Origin of the sequence: Neobacillus pocheonensis (assembly GCF_050477905.1) — a bacterium.
Classification (GTDB): domain Bacteria; phylum Bacillota; class Bacilli; order Bacillales; family Cytobacillaceae; genus Neobacillus; species Neobacillus pocheonensis_A.
The window spans coordinates 400,383-422,852 of the sequence record NZ_JBCNAD010000008.1; the positions used below are offsets into that span (position 1 = coordinate 400,383).

20 protein-coding genes are annotated in these 22,470 nt (G+C 40.2%); 13 read left to right on the forward strand and 7 right to left on the reverse strand.

Annotation, left to right across the window (positions count from 1 at the left end; genetic code table 11):
- Positions 1-497 precede the first annotated feature (497 nt).
- The 4 genes from ABES02_RS06475 to ABES02_RS06490 all read left to right on the forward strand — a co-directional run bounded on the left by ABES02_RS06475 (position 498) and on the right by ABES02_RS06490 (position 7,393).
- On the forward strand, positions 498-1,202 hold the full coding sequence (locus tag ABES02_RS06475) for a winged helix-turn-helix domain-containing protein (protein ID WP_430132322.1): 705 nt from the start codon (positions 498-500) through the stop codon (positions 1,200-1,202).
- A 182-nt stretch (positions 1,203-1,384) separates the two neighbouring features.
- Positions 1,385-2,314 (forward strand): phosphate ABC transporter substrate-binding protein, encoded by a 930-nt coding sequence (locus ABES02_RS06480; RefSeq protein WP_430132324.1) that lies wholly within the window; start codon positions 1,385-1,387, stop codon positions 2,312-2,314.
- 274 nt (positions 2,315-2,588) lie between these two features.
- Complete coding sequence (locus ABES02_RS06485; protein ID WP_430132326.1) at positions 2,589-3,671, forward strand: HupE/UreJ family protein; 1,083 nt, start codon at positions 2,589-2,591, stop codon at positions 3,669-3,671.
- An 83-nt stretch (positions 3,672-3,754) separates the two neighbouring features.
- A complete protein-coding gene (locus ABES02_RS06490) occupies positions 3,755-7,393 on the forward strand; it encodes a PQQ-binding-like beta-propeller repeat protein (protein WP_430132327.1) in 3,639 nt (1,212 codons plus the stop codon).
- Between the two features lie 119 nt (positions 7,394-7,512).
- On the opposite strand, the gene ABES02_RS06495 is transcribed toward ABES02_RS06490, so the two are convergent.
- Positions 7,513-7,725, reverse strand: a complete 213-nt coding sequence (locus tag ABES02_RS06495; RefSeq protein WP_430132329.1) for a hypothetical protein — start codon at positions 7,723-7,725, stop codon at positions 7,513-7,515.
- Between the two features lie 238 nt (positions 7,726-7,963).
- On the opposite strand from ABES02_RS06495, the gene ABES02_RS06500 reads away from it, so the two are divergent.
- The 7 genes from ABES02_RS06500 (at position 7,964) to ABES02_RS06530 (ending at position 14,569) form a co-directional block, all read left to right on the forward strand.
- Positions 7,964-8,875 (forward strand): phosphate ABC transporter substrate-binding protein, encoded by a 912-nt coding sequence (locus ABES02_RS06500; protein ID WP_430132331.1) that lies wholly within the window; start codon positions 7,964-7,966, stop codon positions 8,873-8,875.
- Between the two features lie 79 nt (positions 8,876-8,954).
- Complete coding sequence (gene pstC / locus ABES02_RS06505) at positions 8,955-9,875, forward strand: phosphate ABC transporter permease subunit PstC (RefSeq protein WP_430132333.1); 921 nt, start codon at positions 8,955-8,957, stop codon at positions 9,873-9,875.
- Entirely contained in the window at positions 9,875-10,762 is an 888-nt protein-coding gene (pstA, locus tag ABES02_RS06510; RefSeq protein WP_430132335.1) for a phosphate ABC transporter permease PstA, read from the forward strand. The genes pstC and pstA overlap by 1 nt, the downstream gene beginning before the upstream one ends.
- A 17-nt stretch (positions 10,763-10,779) precedes the next feature.
- Positions 10,780-11,601, forward strand: a complete 822-nt coding sequence (gene pstB, locus ABES02_RS06515; protein ID WP_430132336.1) for a phosphate ABC transporter ATP-binding protein PstB — start codon at positions 10,780-10,782, stop codon at positions 11,599-11,601.
- Between the two features lie 12 nt (positions 11,602-11,613).
- Positions 11,614-12,387: a phosphate ABC transporter ATP-binding protein PstB gene (gene pstB / locus ABES02_RS06520; RefSeq protein WP_430132337.1), complete on the forward strand. Its 774-nt coding sequence runs from the start codon at positions 11,614-11,616 to the stop codon at positions 12,385-12,387.
- Positions 12,388-12,401: 14 nt separating this feature from the next.
- Positions 12,402-13,061, forward strand: a complete 660-nt coding sequence (gene phoU, locus ABES02_RS06525; RefSeq protein WP_430132339.1) for a phosphate signaling complex protein PhoU — start codon at positions 12,402-12,404, stop codon at positions 13,059-13,061.
- 38 nt (positions 13,062-13,099) lie between these two features.
- Positions 13,100-14,569, forward strand: a complete 1,470-nt coding sequence (locus tag ABES02_RS06530; protein WP_430132341.1) for a protein adenylyltransferase SelO — start codon at positions 13,100-13,102, stop codon at positions 14,567-14,569.
- Between the two features lie 29 nt (positions 14,570-14,598).
- On the opposite strand, the gene ABES02_RS06535 is transcribed toward ABES02_RS06530, so the two are convergent.
- From ABES02_RS06535 to ABES02_RS06560, 6 genes are all read right to left on the reverse strand, one after another.
- Positions 14,599-14,922, reverse strand: a complete 324-nt coding sequence (locus tag ABES02_RS06535; RefSeq protein WP_430132343.1) for a hypothetical protein — start codon at positions 14,920-14,922, stop codon at positions 14,599-14,601.
- A gap of 74 nt (positions 14,923-14,996) precedes the next feature.
- Positions 14,997-16,169, reverse strand: a complete 1,173-nt coding sequence (locus ABES02_RS06540) for an MFS transporter (protein WP_430132345.1) — start codon at positions 16,167-16,169, stop codon at positions 14,997-14,999.
- A gap of 275 nt (positions 16,170-16,444) precedes the next feature.
- Positions 16,445-18,082 (reverse strand): PhnE/PtxC family ABC transporter permease, encoded by a 1,638-nt coding sequence (locus tag ABES02_RS06545; RefSeq protein WP_430132347.1) that lies wholly within the window; start codon positions 18,080-18,082, stop codon positions 16,445-16,447.
- A gap of 1 nt (position 18,083) precedes the next feature.
- On the reverse strand, positions 18,084-18,836 hold the full coding sequence (locus ABES02_RS06550) for a phosphonate ABC transporter ATP-binding protein (RefSeq protein WP_430132349.1): 753 nt from the start codon (positions 18,834-18,836) through the stop codon (positions 18,084-18,086).
- Positions 18,837-18,849: 13 nt separating this feature from the next.
- The gene (locus tag ABES02_RS06555) at positions 18,850-19,752 is read right to left on the reverse strand and encodes a putative selenate ABC transporter substrate-binding protein (protein WP_430132351.1); all 903 of its coding nucleotides are present in this window, start codon (positions 19,750-19,752) and stop codon (positions 18,850-18,852) included.
- 212 nt (positions 19,753-19,964) lie between these two features.
- On the reverse strand, positions 19,965-21,518 hold the full coding sequence (locus ABES02_RS06560; RefSeq protein WP_430132353.1) for an ABC-F family ATP-binding cassette domain-containing protein: 1,554 nt from the start codon (positions 21,516-21,518) through the stop codon (positions 19,965-19,967).
- A 220-nt stretch (positions 21,519-21,738) separates the two neighbouring features.
- Here ABES02_RS06560 and ABES02_RS06565 point away from each other — a divergent pair, with 220 nt between their 5' ends.
- Positions 21,739-21,960, forward strand: coding sequence for a spore germination protein (locus tag ABES02_RS06565; protein ID WP_430132355.1), 222 nt, complete (start codon positions 21,739-21,741; stop codon positions 21,958-21,960).
- A gap of 193 nt (positions 21,961-22,153) precedes the next feature.
- Entirely contained in the window at positions 22,154-22,354 is a 201-nt protein-coding gene (locus ABES02_RS06570; protein WP_026574136.1) for a cold-shock protein, read from the forward strand.
- Positions 22,355-22,470: the final 116 nt, after the last annotated feature.

Below are 22,470 nucleotides of genomic sequence, written 5' to 3' on the forward strand. Positions count from 1 at the left end.
CATTATGTAACTTCTTTCAGTAAGATAATAATCCCTTATATAAGTTGGCATTATTTTAAGCCAGAAGTCTAACAACTCCTGGCTAGCCCTCCAGGCTATCATGCCCACCCCTCAATGTAAATTCGAAATAGATTAGTTCACGTGATTTATTTTTTGCAAAAAATATTATTTCTTATTTACAGAATCTTTGCAATCCCTTAACAAAATAGAAACGCGGCGTTAATATTCATTTTGTTTAATAGAGACGTAGAACATATATCAGACCGTTTTTTCTATTTATTGGCTACCTTTTAGTATTTTTTGTTTCCTTCATTATTGTAACTTGAGAAGATGCTTCAGCTTTACTGCATATTCAAGTTATAAACCTCCAAACAAATCAGGGTACCCTTAGGTTCCTTAATTAATCCACAGGGCCCCGTGTTCTTTTTTTCTATTTTTACCAAAATAATATCATTCTTATTATAATAATTAGGTTATCTTGAATAGTGGGTGAAATTATGAAAAATAAAGTACTTGTTGTTGATGATGAACAGTCGATCGTTACGCTTCTCCAATATAATTTGGAGCAAGCTGGTTTTGAAGTCATTACAGCGATGGATGGTGAGGCTGGAAAACGATTAGTAGAAATCGAGTCTCCTGATATTATCGTTTTAGATTTAATGCTTCCAAAATTAGATGGATTAGAAGTATGTAAACTGCTTCGCCAGAATAAAATCATGACTCCTATTTTAATGCTGACGGCAAAAGATGATGAATTCGATCGAATCCTAGGACTTGAGCTTGGAGCAGATGATTATATGGTAAAGCCATTTAGTCCAAGAGAAGTGATTGCCAGAGTAAAAGCGATTTTAAGAAGAACCCAGGCTCAAGCGGAAGATGCACTAGCGCATATAAATGGCCCACAATTAAAAATTGGCAGATTAACAATCTATCCTGAAAAATATGAAGCTTACAATAAAAAGAATCTTCTAGAGTTAACATTAAAGGAATTTGAGCTGCTTCTTTTCCTGGTGCAAAATAAGGGGCGAGTCCTAACTCGCGATCAACTGCTTAGTACCGTATGGAATTATGACTTTGCAGGAGATACGAGAATTGTGGACGTGCATATCGCCCATTTAAGAGAAAAAATTGAAGAGGATACAAAGCGGCCAGTATATATTAAAACCGTTCGTGGTCTTGGCTATAAAATTGAAGTGCAATAAAGAGAATTGACAAAAAGATGATAATTCAATAAATCTCCTAAAATTTTACAGTATTCCTATAATAAGGAGTACACCTTTACATAACCTTTACATTCTATTAAAACTGGATTAATACTTTTATCCTATAGTAGATAAAGTAAGGAGTAACAAAAAATTAATTACTCTTAGGAGGAACAAAGAAAATGAAAAGTATTAAAAAACTAAGCCTAGTTACAATATTTGCAGCATTAATGGTATTCATGGCTGCATGCGGAGGCGGAGCTACAACTGAGAAGACTGAAGGTAACACTAGCAAAGAAACACCAAAAACTGAAGAAAAGAAAGAACTTTCCGGCTCATTAGTCGTATCTGGATCATCAGCAATGCAGCCATTAGTGGCAGCAGCGGCTGAAAAATTTATGGCAGAAAATCCAAAAGTTGATATTCAAGTAAATGCAGGCGGATCTGGTACAGGTTTATCACAAGTTGCTGAAGGAACTGTTCAAATTGGTAACTCAGACGTTTTTGCTGAAGAAAAAGAAGGCGTTCCAGCTGACCAGCTAGTTGACCATCAAGTAGCGGTTGTAGGTATGACAGCTGCAGTTAACCCTAAAGTTGGTATTAAGGATATTAAAAAAGAAGATTTAATTAAAGTATTTACTGGAAAAATTACAAACTGGAAAGAACTTGGCGGTAAAGACCAAAAGATTGTCCTTGTAAACCGTCCTGATTCTTCAGGTACACGTGCTGTATTCAATAAATTTGCTCTTGATGGTGCAACACCTGCTGAAGGAGTAACAGAAGATTCTTCAAACACAGTTAAAAAGATTATTAACGAAACTGACGGTGCAATTGGATACCTTGCATTCTCATACTTCACTGATGATTCTGTAACACCTCTTTCAATCGATGGTGTTGAACCAACAGCAGAAAACGTACAATCTGGTAAGTTCCCTGTATGGGCATACGAACACTCTTATACAAAAGGTGAGCCTACAGATTTAACTAAAGCGTTCCTTGACTATATGATGTCTGATGAGATCCAAAACACATTATTAAAAGAGCAAGGATATCTTCCTGTAACTAAAATGGAAGTAGCACGTGATGCAAAAGGAAATCAAACAAATAAATAATTAATTAAAAAGGGTAAGTGCCTCGGCATTTACCCTTTTTTAATGGTATTACTCTTCTTAATATCCACACCTCTTATTCCTGTTTTATTAAATCATCTGAAGGTCCACAACCGGACCTAATCCTTCATCCTTCAGTCTATTTTCCTAGGAAAATAGATACAAAAGTATTAATAAATTTTCAATGTTAACTTCATATACGCTTTACATCCAAAACTTAAACTTGATTTAGTAGAACTTACTGAATGAAATAACTAGATTAAAGGTGTGAGTAGCATTGAAAAAAATAGTAGCTGGGTTTGCTGCGTTAATTTCCTTTATTACATTAACGCTTTTACCAATTAATGCATCAGCCCACACTGATAACAGTGAGGGGTATTCAAAAATTAAGATGGAAAGGGATAAGCTTCATGTAGAATTACACCTTGATTTTTTCGAGCTTGGGCGGCTGATCGATTTTAGTGTTCGTCCAGGTGCTGAGGAAGACCTGCTGACTAGTGCTTTAGCAAAGCAACGTGGGGCTGTTGCTGAATACCTTGATTCCCACTTCGAAGTCTTTACCGATGGAGCCAAAGCGAGGGGATCCGTTATTTCAACAGATATCGAAAACAGGGTAGGGAGGGACTACGCCAAAATAGGGCTTGAATTTCCTATTCCAACAGACAAATCTGCCATACAAATAAAATATAGTGTTTTTTTTGATGACAATGATTCCATGCATCGAAATATCATGACATACGACTTAGAAAATAAAAATGGCCAATTTATTTTCAATTCCGAAGACAGAGAATTTAATGCTGGAAAGGAAAGCTTGGCAGGCCAGTTTTTCCGGTTCGTTCAGCTCGGTTTCCACCATATCATGATTGGTTATGATCACATACTGTTTGTCATAGCCCTCGTATTTGGGGCTCGCCGAATCACAGATGTTCTTAAAGTCATTTCAGTATTTACTTTAGCCCACAGTATTACCCTTGGGTTAACTGCGTTAAAGCTGGTCCAATTCCCTGCCGACATTATTGAGCCGCTTATTGCTCTTAGTATTGCATTTGTAGCGGTCGAGAATTATTTTGGATTTTCTTCTAAATATCGTTTTGCCGTAGTATTCGGATTCGGACTTATCCATGGCGTAGGATTTGCTGGTGCTTTACAGCTTTCAAATGATGTCACCTGGAGATCGATCATGTCGATTTTTTCATTCAATGTTGGTGTTGAAGCAGGACAAGCCTTAATTATTTTGATTTTATTTCCCTTTCTGGTATATATCCGGAAGTTTCAATGGTCGAATGTCGTTCAGGCAGCTGCGACGGCTGGGATCTTTGGAATGGGATTAATTTGGTACTTTGAGCGATTCTTCGCTTAATAAAAAAACTTTAAAGGTGGTGATGCGAATAGTTACTTACAGATTTTTAAATTGGTAGGGGAGAAAAATAGGAGGGGAAAAAGATGAAGTCACAAAAAGGAACCGGGAAAACCGTCAAACAAAAACTTAAACCAGTTGCTGCAGCTGCTATGTGCGGTCTCGCTCTTGCAGCTGTAGTAAAACCCGTTGTAGCGGATAATCCTACTGCTACGATTAAGGGAACTGTGTTCGCTGACAAAAACGGGAATGGAACTCGGGACGGGAATGAACAAGGGATTCCCAATGTATCCGTCTCGGATGGTAAAAACATAACCGTCACAGATGATCTTGGTAATTATACCTTTACTATAGACGCAGACAGGCGTCTTGAAGATATCGTGTTTGCCACAGTTCCAAGCGGATACAGTGTTCCGACTGACCAGAACAAAACACCGCAATTTTACAAGCGGTTAGGGAATGTTCAAGCCGGGGAAACAAAGGAACAAAACTTTGGTCTAGTACATACACCGGAGAGCAATAATCCGAATTTTAGCTTTGTCAACATTGCCGATGTACACGTTCAAGCAGGTACGGCCAATAACCGCGAACGCTTTACAGACCAGTTGGCACAAATTAATGAGTCGACAGGAAATCCAGCTTTTATCGCTGTCAGCGGTGACTTGACCAACCGGGCAGATCCTACTGAATTTGCGGATTATACTGCAAGTACGTCTACATCGAAGCTTCCTGTCTATCCGGCGGTCGGCAATCATGACTTTGCGCCGGGTTCTGACTATAAGACAAGAATTGAACGATACCGTGATTATCTGGGACCGGAATGGTATTCTTTCGATTATGGCAAACGTCATTTTGTAGTATTGGAAAATACTCTTGGTTTTGATGAGCCAGACCAGTTGGAATGGCTGCAAAAGGATCTGTCTATCAATGCAAAGGATGATAAGGAAGTGGTTATATTCGTTCATAGACCCATGAACACGCCGCAAACACCTTCGCCGGATAAAACGAAGCAATTTATCGACCTACTGAAGCAATACAATACCCGCCTGGTGATGGTAGGACATACTCATGTTAACGATGTTGCAACGGATACGATTCCAGGTGCAGACCATGTAACAACGGTTTCAAGTGCATACTCCATCGACCAAATGCCAAACGGATTCAGAATGGTTTCTTTCCAGGGAGAAAAGCAGGAAGAGAAATACAAAATGTATGATGTAAAACAAAGCGCTGCAATTGTTCATCCAACAGCCGGCAGCGAAGTGTCACAAGGAAAAATGGACATTTTGGTAAATGCCTATAACACGTCAAGTAATGTCAAAAAGGTAGAATACCGCATTGATGGCGGTTCCTGGAGAAACCTAAGGCAAAGCAGCGGTATGGCTTGGCATGAACAATGGGATGCCGAAAAGGCAGAAAAAGGTCAGCATGCCATCGAAGTTAGGGTAACAGATGATGCAGGAAAGGTTTGGGTTAAAAACAACACCTTCAGTATCGTGGATAAAGACAAACGTGTTGCACCGAAGAAGGGGAACGATTGGTCCATGTTCCATGGCAATGCCCAGCACACTGGAGCGGCGAAAGATACTCTCGATGCAGGTCTAAGTCTTGGCTGGGCATACCGGACTCCAGGAACAATCCTGACCTCATCCCCGGCCATTTCAAATGGGATGGTTTATATTGGAACACGTGATGAAAGCGGAAGTGAACACCATGCCATCCATGCGGTCGATCTTGAAACTGGTCACAAGCGTTGGGAAGTGAAGGCAGACGCCCAAGTACAAGCTTCACCTGCCGTTGCTGACGGGATCGTCTATGCATCTTCCATCCGTGGGACCGTTTATGCAATGAATGCCCAAACAGGAGAGATTATTTGGGAAAAAACGGTTGGGAAGGATGAAGTACAAAGAGCTTGGATGTACTATTCTCCGACTGTAAAGGATGGCGTTGTCTACCAGGCATACAGCACTGGCAGCGGCGGTAAAATGATGGCTCTTGATGCAAAAACTGGTGAAGAAAAATGGAACGTTCCTTTAGCAGGCGGCTGGATTGTCGAATCCACTCCTGTCGTTGAGGAAGGCAAGATTTATGTAGGGGGAGATGGCGGCTGGCTAATCTCACTTGACGCTTCAACTGGTAAGGAATTGTGGAGGAAAAAACCTGCCGGCGGTTGGATGCACTCCATGCCTGCGATTGCAGATGGACGGGTATACATGGGATACGGTGGCGCATTGCTGGTTACTCTTGATGCAGCGACCGGAAAAGAGCTATGGCGTTACCAGAGCAAGGATTCATCCTATATTGCCGGCGATACAACTGGTTCGTCTCCAGCCGTAGCGGACGGAGTCGTATATATGGGATTCCCGGATGGAAACGTTGCAGCATTAGATGCAGTAACAGGTTCAAAGAAATGGAGCTATCACACTAAGGGAGGAATCATTTCTTCTGCAGCAGTCAGCGGCGAAACCGTTTTTATTGGTTCGAACGATGGAAATCTTTATGCTTTGGACAGCTTAACCGGACAACCTCTATGGCAGCATGAAATCGGAGCATGGGTTGCGTCATCGCCGGCCATTTCTGGTAATACACTCGTGGTTGGGGCTCTTGATGGAAACCTATATGGTTTTACTCCAGGAGGTAAGGCTGCCCAGCGCTGGCCGCGTCTGACTGGCCAAGTGACAGACGACTTGGGCAAACCTGTTGGCAGTGCTACGGTTATTGCAACAGACAGCGAAGGGAATCGTCAAATTTCCACTGCCAATGCCGAGGGACATTACATGCTTGGGCTAAAGCCAGGTACCTATACTCTGACAGTTGTTCGCAGAGGCTATCAAAGTAGTCAGCCTGTATCTGTAGAACTTGTCAACGGAGAAAACCGGACAGTGGGATTACACGTAAAAGCAATCACGGAACCAGTTGCAGGTGTATCACAGGAAGCGCCGGACTATAATTTCGGAAGCCCGAGATTGGATGCCATTAGTGGCAATCCGTTTCACTTCGTTATGAATAACCGAATTCAAGCGACCATTTCCTCCCAGGTTGCAGCTAATAATCAGCCTGGTACATTCCAGCCGGGGTGGCTGGGGGATATCGCCTTGCTTGATAACAATGCATTGGAAACGCTCGATTGGAGTGAATGGATCCTTTCGCCAACAATGAACGATCCGAAACGCCCATGGAACCGTGAGGGAGAGTGGTTGTCATTACCGAATATCGAAACGGTTGGAAATACCATCCACGCATCCGGACAGGCGCAGATAAATCCTTCTATTAAAACTTCTGTTACGTATCGGGCGCTTCCAAATGCACCGGTAGTCAAGTTTACGCTTGAATTGGAGAATACCGGTGAGAAGGATTTCAATGGATATTTCCAATACCTGCTTGATCCAGATAGTGCAGATGACACAGCATTTGTTCCAGGTATTACGAAAGCAAATCCTGGCTTTATGACTTCCGGATGGACTGGCAACTATATCTACGACGGTCCGAAAACAGCCATTTCAAGTCCGGCCCATGGAATTGCCTGGACGAAAGACCAACCTACCGGGTTAAGTGCTTTTGGCTATATCTTCGGAGCATCGTTTGATGCAAGCGTCAAAGCGGGCCAAAAACGTACGATTAACTGGTATCATATTACGGACTATCCTGCCGAAGGAAGCAATCAGGCAGCCAATATTGCTAAGTGGGCAAATCAACTGGCTGTTATTGATCCGGAAGCAAACTGACCTATTGTTCTATTAGCGCTCAAAAAGTAATGTCAAAGTCCTATCATTAAAAGAAGATACATTTTTCATTTGTATCTTCTTTTTGTTATAAACAAAGAGAAATAGGTGATTAAAGCTTTTTATTTTTTTATCGGAGGATTGTTAACATCCACATGGAAAGGTGCAAGGTTATCCTCGTTCTTCCCATAGAATTGTTCCTGAATTTCATGATTGGCCATTTCTGCCTCAGATTTTTCCTCTGCTGACCCCCTTTCACTAAAGTCTTTAAATTGTTGACTCATACGTCTATTTGCTACTTCAGCCTCTGATTGATTTTTTTCATTTGATGACATATGGATCCCTCACTTATTTATATTTATAATCTTAGGTTATAAAAAAATTTAAAAATTAACCCAAATAATTAAATAGGTGGGAGGCAATATATAAAAGAGAAAAAATTTTTTCTTATCGATACTTATTAGTGTTGAGCTAAAGTCTTATATCGATTTCTGACAAGTAAACTACAAAACGTTCTTGTATGAAAGTGTAGGCATGCATAAACATCAAACAGATTTGGCGGAGGTTTTTAAAATGAAGAGTTTAAAAAAAATCAGTCTAATAATGACAATCATAGCTTTAATGGTGTTCGCAGCTGCCTGCGGCGGCGGGGCCAATAAAGATGAAACGAAAGATACAGGAGATGGGGGTGGAAAAGAACTTTCCGGGTCCGTAGTCATTTCTGGCTCATCTGCCATGCAGCCTCTGGTAGCCGCAGCAGCAGAAGAATTTATGGCGGATAATCCAAATGTCGATATTCAAGTAAATGCTGGAGGATCTGGTACCGGCTTATCCCAAGTTGCTGAAGGATCTGTTCAAATCGGGAACTCGGATGTATTCGCCGAGGAAAAAGAAGGCATCCCAGCCGATCAATTAATCGATCATAAAGTAGCAGTAGTAGGAATAACAGCAGCAGTTAACCCTGATGTGGGCATTAAAGACATTTCAAAAGAAAATCTTATAAAGGTATTTACTGGAAAAATCACAAACTGGAAGGACGTTGGCGGTAAAGATCAAAAGATTGTTTTGGTGAATCGCCCGGATGCTTCTGGTACCCGTGCAGTCTTTAATAAATTTGGACTTGATGGAGCAACCCCTGCCGAAGGAATAACAGAAGATTCGTCAAACACGGTTAAAAAAATAGTCAATGAAACTGCAGGTGCAGTCGGGTATTTAGCCTTCTCTTATTTCACAGATGATAAAGTAACTCCACTTGCTATTGATGGTGTTGAACCAACAGATGAGAACGTACAAACAGGTAAATTCCCAATCTGGGCGTACGAACATTCCTATACAAAAGGTGAACCAAGCGGAGTTACGAAAGCATTTTTAGACTATTTAATGTCTGACGACGTTCAAAACACCTTGTTAAAAGATCAAGGTTACTTACCTGTTACAAAAATGAAAGTAGAGCGTGACGCAAAAGGAAATCAAACAAATAAATAAGATTAAATCAATGGAGTAATCAGGGTAAATGTCGGACACATTTACCCTTAAGACGTAATATAGGGGTGTTTGATGCAATATGGAAAAACTGCTTTCTGCCAAAGAAAGACTAATAAAATCACCTAAAGATAGGATGGGCGGGGAATTCAGAGGAAAAGCCCTTGTTATTTTATGTGCGGTTATTATGATTTCTGCAACCATTGCCATCACGATTTTTCTAGGAACAAAAGGGCTGCAATCGTTTATTAAAAATGGTGTTAGTCTAATTGAGTTTTTAACCAGCAAAACTTGGAATCCTACAAATCAAGCTAAGCCCGAATACGGGACATTACCGTTTATTTTCGGTTCATTTGCAGTTACATTTCTTTCGGCACTTGTAGCAGCACCATTGGGGATTGGTGGAGCCATTTTTATGACAGAAATTGCTCCATCCTGGGGGAGAAAAATATTACAGCCAGTCATCGAGCTATTAGTTGGTATTCCTTCTGTTGTGTACGGTTTCATCGGGCTGACTGTATTAGTTCCGTTTATCAGAGAACATGTTGGAGGACTTGGATTTAGTTTGCTGTCCGGAACCATTGTCCTTTCCGTCATGATTTTACCTACTGTGACGACGATTGCAACAGATGCGATGAGCTCTTTGCCAAAGCCCTTAAGAGAAGGTTCTTATGCACTTGGGGCTACCCGTTGGCAAACAATCCGAAAAGTGTTGATTCCTGCAGCCATGCCAACACTGCTCACGGCAATTGTTCTAGGAATGGCGAGGGCATTTGGTGAAGCATTAGCTGTCCAAATGGTCATTGGTAATGTTAAAAATTTGCCTTCAAGTTTATTAGATGCATCTGCAACCTTAACGACCATTATTACCTTAAACATGGGTCATACTACATATGGAAGCGTCGAAAATAATACTCTATGGTCGATGGGATTAATTTTATTAGTCATGTCGTTCGCTTTTATTCTCCTCATTCGTTATCTATCTGCAAGGAGGAAGATGTAATGAATCCTAAAACGGCAGATCGAATTGCTTCAGGTGTCTTTTATTTAATTGCTCTTATTATCATTTCCATACTAGTAGGATTGTTTTACTATATATTGGTTAATGGTTTAAAAAACATCTCTCTTGATTTTTTAACAGGGCCTTCAAGCAATGTACGGGCTGGCGGGGGGATCCGCGATCAATTATTCAATTCGTTTTATGTCCTATTTATCACCATGTTAATTGCTGTTCCACTTGGTATAGGTGGTGGAATTTATATGGCGGAGTATGCTAAACCAGGTAAGATTACTGATACTATTCGTTCTTGTGTTGAAGTTTTAGCATCTCTCCCATCGATTGTCATTGGAATGTTTGGTTTATTAATGTTTGTAAATTTAACAGGCTGGGGCTATACGATATTAGGCGGTGCTTTAGCACTTACTGTATTTAACTTACCAGTCATTGTGCGTGTGAGTGAGGACGCAATTCGTTCTGTTCCGAGAGAGTTAAAAGAGGCTAGTCTTGCATTAGGTATTACGCATTGGCACACGATTAAAACGGTTATCTTACCAAGCGCATTTCCAACCATTTTAACAGGAATTATCCTTGCTTCCGGCCGTGTTTTCGGTGAAGCGGCAGCGTTATTATTTACGGCTGGTTTGTCTACACCGAGACTTGATTACGCAAATTGGAATCCATTTTCTGCAACCTCACCATTAAATATTTTTCGTCCTGCGGAAACTTTGGCCGTGCACATATGGTCTGTGAATACGCAAGGCTTAATCCCTGATGTAGAAGAGGTCTCGAGCGGTTCGGCTGCTGTCTTAGTCATTTCCGTATTAATATTTAATTTATTGGCACGATGGATCGGTAGTATGATCCATCGGAAGATTACAGCATCTAAATAAAAAGCAGGTGAGTATACATGGTTACAGCTACAAGGGAAAGACCAGTTGAAACCAATTTAGTTCAAGGCCATGAAAATTGGCAGAGGAATTATATTTTACAAGTTAAAGACTTAGAAATTTTCTATGGAGAAAAAAGGGCTGTTAACGGAATCTCATTAGAAATTGAAAAAAATTCTGTAACTGCACTTATTGGTCCATCAGGATGTGGGAAGTCGACTTTTTTACGAAGTATAAACAGAATGAATGATCTGATACCGGGGGCACGAGCAGAAGGGGAGATCCTTTATGAGGACATTAATATTTTATCCGATCAAATAAATGTAGTCGCATTACGAAAGGAAATAGGGATGGTCTTTCAAAAACCGAATCCCTTTCCAAAATCCATTTATGAAAACATTACCCACGCTTTAAAATTTTCTGGAACTAGAAAGAGAAGCGAACTCGATAGAATCGTGGAGGAAAGTCTTCAAAAAGCAGCCTTATGGGATGAAGTCAAAGACAGACTTCATAAATCAGCTCTGTCACTTTCCGGTGGGCAGCAGCAGCGTCTATGTATAGCAAGGACGATTGCGATGAAGCCAACAGTTATGCTCCTCGATGAGCCTTCATCAGCTCTTGATCCGATCTCAAACGCAAAAGTTGAAGACCTTATCGTGGATTTAAAAAAGGACTATTCGATTATTATCGTAACTCATAATATGCAGCAGGCTTCACGTATTTCGGATAAGACAGCATTCTTCCTTAGTGGAGATTTGATTGAATACGATCTTACAGAAAAAATATTTACCAATCCTTCGCAAAAGAAGACGGAAGAATATATTTCAGGAAGGTTCGGGTAAGGAGGGAGCAAAATGTCCGATTTAGCTGCATTTAGACAGGTTTTTCAAATAAACGATTTGAATTTATGGTATGGTGAGCATCACGCTTTAAAGAAAATAAACTTTCCGATTAACAAAAAAGAGGTTACTGCGATAATTGGGCCTTCCGGATGTGGAAAGTCAACTTTTATCAAAACGCTGAACTTGATGATTAATTATGTTCCAAATGTAAAAATGACGGGGGAAATCAATTATAATGGTCAAAATATTTTAAATGAGAAAATGGATTTGGTAGATTTGCGAAAAAATGTCGGGATGGTTTTTCAAAAAGGAAATCCATTTCCCCAATCGATATTTGACAATGTAGCATACGGACCAAGAATCCACGGAATCAAAAGAAAGACTCATCTTGAAGAGATTGTCACGAAATCATTGATGGACGTAGCTTTATGGGACGAAGTAAAAGACCGATTACATGCGCCTGCGCTAGGACTTTCTGGAGGACAGCAGCAAAGATTGTGCATTGCTAGGGCACTCGCAACAAAACCTGATGTGTTATTGATGGACGAGCCAACATCAGCCCTGGACCCAATATCGACTTTAAAAATTGAAGAATTAATCTTAGAGCTAAAAGAAAAATATACGATTGTGATTGTTACGCATAATATGCAGCAAGCTTCAAGGGTATCGGATAAAACAGCGTTCTTTTTGATGGGAGAATTAATTGAACTTGATAAAACCGAAAAGATTTTCTCCAATCCAACGGATGAACGCACTGAAGGATATATTACTGGAAGATTTGGATAAATAGGGGTGATAAGATGATTACCAGATTAAACTTTGATAGTAATTTAAAACAATTAAAAGATTTGCTCATTGATATGGCTCGAAAATCGGAAGATGCGATTAAAGAAAGTATAAACACACTCATTCATCAAGATATTGAAAAAGCTAATGAAATCATTAACAATGATACTATTATTGATGAACTAGAACATGAAATTAACAATAAAGCGATTATTTTAATTGCAAAGGAGTCCCCAGTAGCAAGGGATCTTAGAAAAATTGTGGTTGCTTTAAAAATTTCTTCCGAGGTAGAACGAATTGCCGATAATGCCGTTAATATCGCAAAATCAACCTTGCACATAGGTAAAGAGAAACATATTAAAGAAATAGTCGACATTCCCAAAATGATGGATCTCGCTTTAGAAATGCTTAGTGATTCTTTAAAAGCATTCCTAGAGGAGGATGTTGAACTTGCAAGGAATTGTGCAAAAAGAGATGATAAAGTAGATGAAATGTATGGAAGATTAGTTCAAGAACTTATGGGCTATATACAGAATTATCCTGCGCAAATGAATCAAATTACCCAGTTAGCTTTTGTGTGCAGATATATTGAAAGGATTGCGGACCATTCGACAAATATCGCTGAACATGTCATATACCTTGTGACCGGAGAACGATATGATTTAAACTCATAATTCAACTTATTTTTTCGAGAAGGAAAGGGAGAATCCGGATGAGAGAAGAAATAAAAGAAACAGGATGGAACTTTGACAATAGTTATTCCCGTTTGGCGAAATCATTTTTTTCTAGTCAGAAACCAACACCTGTAGGTTCACCGAAATTGCTCATTCTCAATAAACCGTTAGCAACCACCTTGGGGTTAAACGTAGAGGCATTGGAAAGTGAAAATGGATTAGCGGTGTTTGCTGGAAACCAACTTCCTGATGGATCTTTTCCGCTTGCACAAGCTTATGCAGGGCATCAATTTGGCCATTTTACGATGTTAGGCGATGGGAGAGCCATATTGTTGGGCGAACAAATTACTCCTTTAGGTGACCGATTTGATATTCAACTAAAGGGTCCAGGTAGAACTCCGTATTCCCGCGGAGGCGATGGCCGAGCGGCACTTGGACCGATGCTGCGAGAATATATCATCAGTGAAGCCATGCATGCGCTTGGGATTCCGACCACTCGAAGTTTAGCAGTGGTGACAACCGGCGAGTCCGTGCTCCGCGAAACCGCACTTCCTGGTGCGATTTTGACCCGTGTCGCTGCCAGTCATATTCGCGTCGGCACCTTTCAATACGCCGCTGGAAAGGGCGAAATAGAAGAACTGCGTTCTTTGGCTGACTATACAATAAAACGTCATTATCCAGACATTGAAGATGATGAAAATCGTTATCTTTCACTACTGAAAGTAGTAATAAATCAGCAAGCAAGTTTGATTGCCAAATGGCAGTTGATTGGTTTTATTCACGGGGTCATGAATACTGATAATATGACCATTAGTGGTGAAACGATTGACTATGGTCCTTGTGCCTTTATGGACCATTATGATCCGGAGACAGTCTTCAGTTCGATTGACACCGGGGGCCGATATGCCTATGGTAATCAGCCTTATATTGGCGGATGGAATTTAGCACGATTTGCTGAGACCTTATTGCCGCTGCTTCATGATAATCAAGAGCAAGCTCTCGAATTAGCCCAAGAAGCGATTTCACATTATATGGAGATTTATCAAGCCAAATGGCTGGAAGGAATGAGAGCAAAACTCGGATTATTTAATGAAGAGGCTCATGATGTTGCTCTTATTGAAGATCTTCTCAACATCATGAAAAAGAATCGTGCGGATTATACCAATACCTTCCGGGCTTTAACGTTAGATCAACAGGAAGAATCAGCCATGTTTGGAGCCCCTGAGTTTGTTCAATGGCATAAACGATGGATGGAAAGAACGAGCAGGCAGGAGGAATCAAAAGGCTCTTCACAGCAATTGATGCGGAAGAATAATCCTGCCGTGATTCCACGGAATCACCGCGTAGAAGAAGCGTTAGAGGCCGCAGTCAATCATGGGGATTACAGTGTACTGGAGAGGCTTCTTCGTATTCTAGCAAGCCCCTGCACTTACACGCCTGAGAATACTGACTATTGCACGCCGCCTGAGCCATCTACCCGTCCCTACCAAACCTTTTGTGGTACGTAATATAAAAAGGCCGCTGAGTTGCGCGGCCTTTATTCCTTATTATTCCAATATTTGAGCGTTTCTCTCTTTCCTGTAGGTTCACTTTTTATTTCGTTCCCGTCTTTATCCTTGTAGACCTCAAATTCCTCATAGGTTTCCACCGTATAACCGTCCACCTTTTCGGTTTTCACCAATTTATCTACTAATTCAGGAACATCTGCAGGCTTCTCCATTTCTGCTGGCTGCGCTAGGACAGGCTGGTCGTTGGAATAGGCAAAGTCTTTATTGATAAACGAGTAGGGTGATTCAAGATAGGCTCCAAATCCTAATATGACCAAAAGGAAAATAGCACTTGTGACGGCATTGATTTTCATGGATCTGATCTCCTTTTATCAATTATTTCCTTGCAACCATTTTATGCATGTCCTAACTACATATGCCTCATCCATTAATTTTGCATATTGGTTGTTTTCACCGTACTTACCTGCGGCCGGAATAAGAAAAAGAGAATTAAAGCTGCCAATGAAATGATTGCTCCTGATATATAAGGAAGACCAATGGCCATTGAGAACAGCCACCCACCTAATGGTGGTCCAATAATTCTTCCTAACGAATCAAAGGAAGAGAGGAGGCCCGTCGCTCTTCCATGCCCAGCAGTTGACGTTTTGGTTAGTAGTGAGGAGACGCTTGGACGAATAACCCCATTACCAATACCAAAAATGGATAAAAAGACAGCTGCAGTTGCAAAACTACTGACAAGTAAAATTAGGCCAAATCCAAGCGTTGAAACAATAATCCCAACCTGAATAACGGCAGCTTCACCGTATTTTTTCGTCAATCTGCCGACTAAACCTCCTTGAACCATCGCTCCAACAAGCCCCATGATCATAAAAATATAACCGAGCTCTGTGGAATTAAGTCCGGCTTTTTTAGCGGCAAAATAGGCAAAGGTCGCTTCAAGACCGGAAAGGGATAAAGAGATTAATAATTGCACAAAAAACAAAACCGCTACCTCACGATTAAATGCATTCCAAACAGATCGCTTATTCGTATGTGCATCATTTTTATTCAGTTTTGATTCTTTTAATAAAAGAAATACGAGGACCAAGGTAATCAGGGAAGAACCGCTAGCCAGATAAAACGGCATACTCAAGCTTATTTTAGAAAAAATACCGCCAATCGCAGGACCAAAAACAAAACCTAATCCCACTGCGGCCCCAACTATCCCCATTCCTTTCCCACGATTTTCTTCTGTCGTGATATCGGCAACATAGGCCATGGCCGTTGGCATATTGGCAGAAGAGAGAAGTCCGCCTACAATCCTCGCTGCAAATAGCATCCAAAGCTCCGTTGATATCGCCTGGATAAAAAAAGACAGAGCGAGGCCAGTAATCCCAATCATCATAACGGGCTTTCGTCCAATTCGGTCTGATAATCGGCCCCACATCGGTGCAAAGATAAGCTGCATAAACGAGTAAACCGCCATTAACAAACCAAGTTCAGTGGGACTTGCCCCCATTTCTTCAGCATAAAACGGTAACACCGGAATGATGATGCCAAATCCCACCATTACCAAAAACATGACGACAAAAAGAATAGGTAAAGCTGCTTTTGTTTGCAATTAATTTTTCACTCCAAACTAATCTAAATCGGTGAACTCTTCCTATTAGAATAATGGAAATCGTTGGATGAATACAAGTTTTTAAATAATTATTTTCCTCCAACCGCGGTGGTTTCGGTCACAGACGAAAGATACGAATAAAAAACCTAGTAAATCAAGTGTCTAGCAAGTATAAATCACCATGCTAGCAGATAGATAGGAGAGTGATACCTCGTGATATACTATTGCTGGCATAAAAAAACGAACACATCTTCGTGATGAAGTGTGTTCGTTTTCTATTTCACCGCTTTTCTCGTACTCTCTGAAGCAAAGTCTGCGATTATAACGAGAATCATATAACATAGCAAAAGCAGAGTGATTTCTGTGTACTGGAAAAAGCTCATGGCCAATTTAAATTCTATTCCCAAACCGCCGGCGCCGACAAATCCAACCACGATGGTGGTCCTCATTATTACTTCCCAGCGATAGAGAATATAGGTAAGAAATCTCGGTAGAACAGTCGGGAGGATACCATAAAAAAGAGTTTGAACTTTTGACGCACCAGCAGAAGCTAAATTGCGGATGGGTCGAGGGTCCATATCTTCAATTACCTCAGCCCATAGCTTGCCAAGAATTCCGAAATTATGCAAGGCAAGGGCAATCGCGCCAGGCAAAAGCCCTGGTTTAAAAATAAAAATAATCATCATGGCCCAAACGAGCTCGGGAACAGAACGTGAAAAAATATAAATGACCCGAACCACACCAAAAACGATCCAATTGTACCACTTTTTCTCTGACGTCAAACTGCCATTTGCCATATTTCTTGCAGCCGGGATCACAGTCAAAAAGGCAGCAATTGTAGCAAAGCCTATCGCCATGATGCTCATCTCTAGCGTTTCTAATGTTAGTTTTAGAGCAGAAGACCAATCATGAGTATTAAAAAAAGCAGGATGTTTTTCATTCAATCCTATTAGACCACCAAAAAACTTTTTCGCATATTCGATATTTTTATCTGAAAGCAATTCAAATAAATTTGCCTTATCAACAATAACGATATATACCCAAGAACCAATGATAAGCCCTAAAGCAAAAAAGGTTGAAGTCCAGCCAGAACTAAAACTTTTACGTCGTTTTCGCTCCGTTAATGACTTGCGTACTAAATTACTCCACAAGTCTACTAATAATACAATTCCAATCAGAAAAAACACATAAGTCCAAACTTGATCGTATTTCAAATCAGCCAGCGAAAGTTGAATTTGGTATCCTAGACCACCTAAACCAACAAAACTCATTATGGCAGAGGAACGAATCGAACATTCGAAACGATACATCGTATAGCTGATCATATCAGCCCAAACAAGGGGAAAATAACCATAAATAAGCGTTTGAAGCCTTGACGCACCAGCTGATTTTAAGGCCTTAATCGGCTCAATAGGGACATCATTTAACATATCAGCAAAAATTCGACCAAGAATCCCGCCATATGGGATAGCAAGTGCAAAAATCGCTGCAAAAGGGGATAACCCGACAGCAGCTACAAAAAGCCATGCCCAGATAAGCTCATGAATCGAACGAGTAAATCCCAAAATTCCTCTAAAAAATACTTTTGAGGATACGCGGGCTATTTTTCCCGAAGTTAAAGTTCCAGATGCCAGAATTCCAACGATAAACGCATAGACAACCGCTAGTGACATTCCTGCTAGAGCATATGCCAGTGTTATCCATGCAGACTCGAAACCACGGGATAAGACATCTGAGGAAAAATCTGGATGAAAAAGACCTTCAAGAATCTGAAGCATGGTAGGAATACCACCTGCATGAAACAAATCGGCATTCCATTTAATGGAGAAGAGGCTCCATATAAAAATAGCCGCCAACAATAAGGTTAGCAGAAAACGATTATGCAAACGGAAGGAGGATACGAACCTGCTCATCTTAGCTGCGCCCCTTCAGTTGATAAAGGTCTAATAACAACTCATCTGTTACTTTTTCTGATGGCAAATCAAAAAATAGTTCACCATTTTTTAGGGCAATGATTCTGGTAAAATATTTACGGGCGTATTCAACTGAGTGCAAACTGGCAATTATCGTTTGTTTTCGTTCTAAAACGATATTGGTGAGCATCGCTAATATATCATCTGCCCGGGCAGGGTCAAGCGATGCAACCGGTTCATCCGCTAAAATTAATTCCGGATTTTGAACCATTAATCTCGCCATCGCAACTCGCTGTTGCTCGCCACCTGATAAAGTAGATGTGATTTCGTAAGCTTTGTCATGTAATCCAACTCTCTCAAGTGCTTTTATGGCAGCAGCTTTATCTTGTGGAATCAGTAATGAGAATAAAGCTTTCAATAATCCCCAGTCAGCTAATTTACCAGCGAGCACATTATGAATCACTGCCAGCGGTCCTATTAAATCAAATTGTTGGCGAATAACTCCAACCTTTTTCGCAAAAATCTTACCTTTTTTATAAGAAGTAATGGACTTGCCATCAATAATTATGTCGCCTTGCTCAGGTAGAATTAATCCAGCGATTGAGTTCAGCAGCGTCGTTTTCCCCGCGCCGCTTGGGCCAATCAAAGCGACTGTTTCCCCCTGGTTAATAGAAAAAGAAAGGGAAGATAAGGCTATCTTCCGCTCATAATGTTTGGATATGCTATTAGCTTCAATCATTTTTTTTGAAGACATTTTAGAACACCTACTACTTGATGATGTTTAACTCTTTTGCTACCTTTTCAATCTTTTGATAATTATCGTTTTTCGTTTCTACAAATTTATCTGTTTGGAAAAAGTCTGTAATTTCTTTTTGATCAGTTGTAATAGAAAGAATCGCGTCTTCTACTTTTTTCGTAGAGCCTTTTCCGAATACCTCATCGACATTGCTATTCATCGTCCAGTTATAGTCATAGAAAGCAGGAGTCGTATAGAATACCTTAACTTTATTAGTATCCACTTTTCCTTCTTTTACAGCAACTTGCCAAACGGCTTCATTTAAAGCACCAGCTTTAAACGCACCGGATTCAACCAATTTATAGGTGGTATCATGTGATCCTGAGAAATTTGGTTTTCCGTCAAAGTCTGAATTTGCATTAATCCCAGCCTCTGAAAGAAAATACCGTGGCATTAAATGTCCAGAAGTGGAACTCTCACTGCCAAACGTAAACGATTTGCCTTTTAAATCCTTAAGACTATTAATACCTGAACCTGGTTGAGTTATAAAGACGGAGTGGAATTCTGCATCTCTTGGTCTTTGTGCGAAAGAATCAGCATCTGGCACAAGATTTCTTGCTTGTACACTTGTTAATCCACCAAACCAAGCCATATGGATCTCGCCGCGTTGAAATCCAGTAACTAGGGCTGCATAGTCGACAGAAGGAACGAATTCAACCTTCATGCCAGTCTTTTCACTTAAGTATTTCGCAACGGCCGTCATTCCTTTTTCAAGGTCTGCCGCATTTTGGTCAGGAATCGCACCAATCTTAAACACTTCAGTTGTTTTTTTTGTTTCTTTTTTACCTTCACTTGCTTTATCATCTTTTTGACCGCAAGCTGCAAGTGAAAATACTAGCATAGCAAGAATGATAACGGAAAGCCATTTTTTCATTTTAAAATACACCTCGTTGTAATTTTGTATATAGTAGAAATATCTTAGCCTTTCTCATTATAAATAAAGGATAATGTTGAATAAATTCATTAAATCTATTTATCCTATTAACATTAATCGATTTTTTAGATACGGAAACAGTGAGAAACACCTTAAAAACCCACATTAATTAGAAAAACCCCTGCTTTTGGACAGGGGTTTGAAAAATTTCCTTAGACTATTAATTGTGACCATTCTTCGACATTCCAAACTTTTGTAATCCAATCCTCATAAAAGTCTGGTTCGTGGCAAACTAATACAACGGTTCCTTTATAGGCTTTTAACGCCCGCTTCAATTCTGCCTTTGCGTCAATATCCAAGTGGTTGGTCGGCTCATCGAATAAAATCCAGTTACTTTCGTTCATCATCAGCTTACAAAGGCGGACCTTCGCTTGCTCTCCACCACTTAACTGGCTCAATGGGCGAGAGATATGCTCATTTTTCAAACCACAGCGAGCAAGGGCTGCGCGTACCTGATGCTGATCCATGGAAGGAAAAGCATTCCAAACATCTTCGATTGGTGTAATGTTTCCTGCTTTTACTTCCTGTTCAAAATAAGAAGGGAAGAGGAAATCACCGCGTTCGACAGATCCATTTAACGGATCAATTTTACCAAGCATCGTTTTTAGTAAGGTTGACTTACCTACACCGTTACAGCCGATAATCGCGACTTTTTCACCGCGCTCTAATGTCATACTCATCTTCGGAAGGAGTGGGTGAGAGTAACCAATTTCTAAATCCTTTGCTTCAAACACATAACGGCTGCTACTGCGAGATTCTTTGAATTCAAATGTAGGCTTCATAGCCGTTTCCGGACGATCAATCCGTTCCATCCGATCCAACTGTTTTTGGCGGCTTTTTGCCCGGCCGGTAGTAGAATAACGCGCTTTATTTCGAGAAATAAAGTCTTCTTGTTTTTTGATGAATTCTTGTTGCTTCTCATATGCGTTGATATGTTGGTTTTTATTGATTTCAGCTAGTTCAAGGAATTTTTCATAGCTGGCCGTGTAACGAGTAAGCTTTGAAAATTCCAATTGAAAAATAACATTTGAAACATGATTCATGAATTCAGTATCGTGGGAAATCAATAAAAATGCATAAGGGTAATCCTTTAAATAGGACTGAAGCCAGCGAATATGCTCCACATCTAAATAGTTGGTAGGCTCATCAAGCAGCAATACTTTTGGTTGTTCCAAAAGAAGCTTGGCAAGCAGGACCTTTGTACGCTGCCCACCGCTAAGTGCAGCAACGTCTCGATCTAGACCGATAGCATCAAGTCCTAAACCGCGGGCCGCCTCTTCAATTTTGATATCTAATGAATAAAAACCACCTGCATCAAGAGCATCCTGAATTTCACCCATTTTTTCTAATAATTCTTCAAGTTCTTCAGGAGTTGCATCAGCCATTTGTGCTGTTACTTCATTTAATTCTTTTTCTTTCTCAAAAAGAGGAAGGAAGGCATCCCGCAAAACATCACGCATGGTTTTTCCTGGCGTCAGCACCGTATGCTGATCCAAATAACCATAATGAACACCAGGTGTCCATTCAACACGACCACTATCGTGAATCAATTGGTTTGTAATAATATTCATTAAAGTAGACTTACCGACCCCATTTGCACCGACAAGTCCAACATGATCTTCAGCTAATAATCGAAAGGAAACGTCTTTGAATAAAGTACGGTCTCCGAATGTATGGGATAAATTTTCAACATTTAATAAGGCCATTTTCGTAATCCTCGCTTTGTTCAAGAATTAATACATTATTACATATTACTAAATTTTCGTGGTTTCGAATAGGTTTTTTGGAATGAAAAATACTGTAAATAAATTGGAAAAAGTAATATTAGAGGGCAATGAAAAAATTTTTTTCCATAATGAAGGAGTTTAGACAAGCATTCGAACTTGTACATATCATATTTTAATGGACAAGAAGGAAGGGGAAGCTTTGGCTATCAATCAGGATGGAATTTCAATCGGGACTGTATCTGGCGGTATTATTAACTTTGGTGGGGCTGTTTTTATTTCTCCAATATCAGTTACGAAAAATGTCACTGGAGCTGGTGAAGCAAATAGTGGTGGAGCTGTTACTAGAAGCTCAGGGGGAAATTCAGCTGTACAAAATAATTTATCTGATTTAATCGACATATTAAGGCGGAGTTTAGAATAACCTCCGTCTTTCATTTTTTTTTATTCACTGCTTTGTGAAGTAAACTTGCAAACCTATTCAAAAAATGTTATTATAATTAAGAATTATTTTTGTTCGGTGTAAAGGATTGTATTAGTAAAACTTTTCGTCTTGATGATCACTGAGAGCAAGGATAGTAATACATTGTGTGTTAGCACACTAGGAGGCAACAAAAATGGAAAACGGTAAAGTAAAATGGTTTAACAGCGAAAAAGGCTTCGGTTTCATCGAGCGTGAAGGTGGAGAAGACGTATTCGTTCATTTCTCAGCTATTCAAGGCGAAGGTTTCAAAACTTTAGAAGAAGGTCAAGCAGTGACTTTCGATGTTGAGCAAGGCCAACGTGGAGCTCAAGCAGCTAACGTTCGTAAAGCTTAATAACAAAAAACAAGCAGGCTCTTTTATAGAGTCTGTTTTTTTTATATAGTTCTGTTAAACGATATTGTTGTTTCTCATGCTCTGTTGATTCGAGCGGAAGGCGCTCGACTCCTGCG

Excerpts from the sequence above, each read along its gene's own strand:
- ABES02_RS06475 (WP_430132322.1), top strand. The coding sequence starts at position 498 with ATGAAAAATAAAGTACTTGTTGTTGATGATGAACAGTCGATCGTTACG.
- ABES02_RS06480 (WP_430132324.1), top strand. The coding sequence starts at position 1,385 with ATGAAAAGTATTAAAAAACTAAGCCTAGTTACAATATTTGCAGCATTA.
- ABES02_RS06490 (WP_430132327.1), top strand. The coding sequence starts at position 3,755 with ATGAAGTCACAAAAAGGAACCGGGAAAACCGTCAAACAAAAACTTAAA.
- ABES02_RS06495 (WP_430132329.1), bottom strand. The coding sequence starts at position 7,725 with ATGTCATCAAATGAAAAAAATCAATCAGAGGCTGAAGTAGCAAATAGA.
- ABES02_RS06500 (WP_430132331.1), top strand. The coding sequence starts at position 7,964 with ATGAAGAGTTTAAAAAAAATCAGTCTAATAATGACAATCATAGCTTTA.
- pstC (WP_430132333.1), top strand. The coding sequence starts at position 8,955 with ATGGAAAAACTGCTTTCTGCCAAAGAAAGACTAATAAAATCACCTAAA.
- pstA (WP_430132335.1), top strand. The coding sequence starts at position 9,875 with ATGAATCCTAAAACGGCAGATCGAATTGCTTCAGGTGTCTTTTATTTA.
- pstB (WP_430132336.1), top strand. The coding sequence starts at position 10,780 with ATGGTTACAGCTACAAGGGAAAGACCAGTTGAAACCAATTTAGTTCAA.
- pstB (WP_430132337.1), top strand. The coding sequence starts at position 11,614 with ATGTCCGATTTAGCTGCATTTAGACAGGTTTTTCAAATAAACGATTTG.
- phoU (WP_430132339.1), top strand. The coding sequence starts at position 12,402 with ATGATTACCAGATTAAACTTTGATAGTAATTTAAAACAATTAAAAGAT.
- ABES02_RS06530 (WP_430132341.1), top strand. The coding sequence starts at position 13,100 with ATGAGAGAAGAAATAAAAGAAACAGGATGGAACTTTGACAATAGTTAT.
- ABES02_RS06535 (WP_430132343.1), bottom strand. The coding sequence starts at position 14,922 with ATGAAAATCAATGCCGTCACAAGTGCTATTTTCCTTTTGGTCATATTA.
- ABES02_RS06545 (WP_430132347.1), bottom strand. The coding sequence starts at position 18,082 with ATGAGCAGGTTCGTATCCTCCTTCCGTTTGCATAATCGTTTTCTGCTA.
- ABES02_RS06550 (WP_430132349.1), bottom strand. The coding sequence starts at position 18,836 with ATGTCTTCAAAAAAAATGATTGAAGCTAATAGCATATCCAAACATTAT.
- ABES02_RS06555 (WP_430132351.1), bottom strand. The coding sequence starts at position 19,752 with ATGAAAAAATGGCTTTCCGTTATCATTCTTGCTATGCTAGTATTTTCA.
- ABES02_RS06560 (WP_430132353.1), bottom strand. The coding sequence starts at position 21,518 with ATGGCCTTATTAAATGTTGAAAATTTATCCCATACATTCGGAGACCGT.
- ABES02_RS06570 (WP_026574136.1), top strand. The coding sequence starts at position 22,154 with ATGGAAAACGGTAAAGTAAAATGGTTTAACAGCGAAAAAGGCTTCGGT.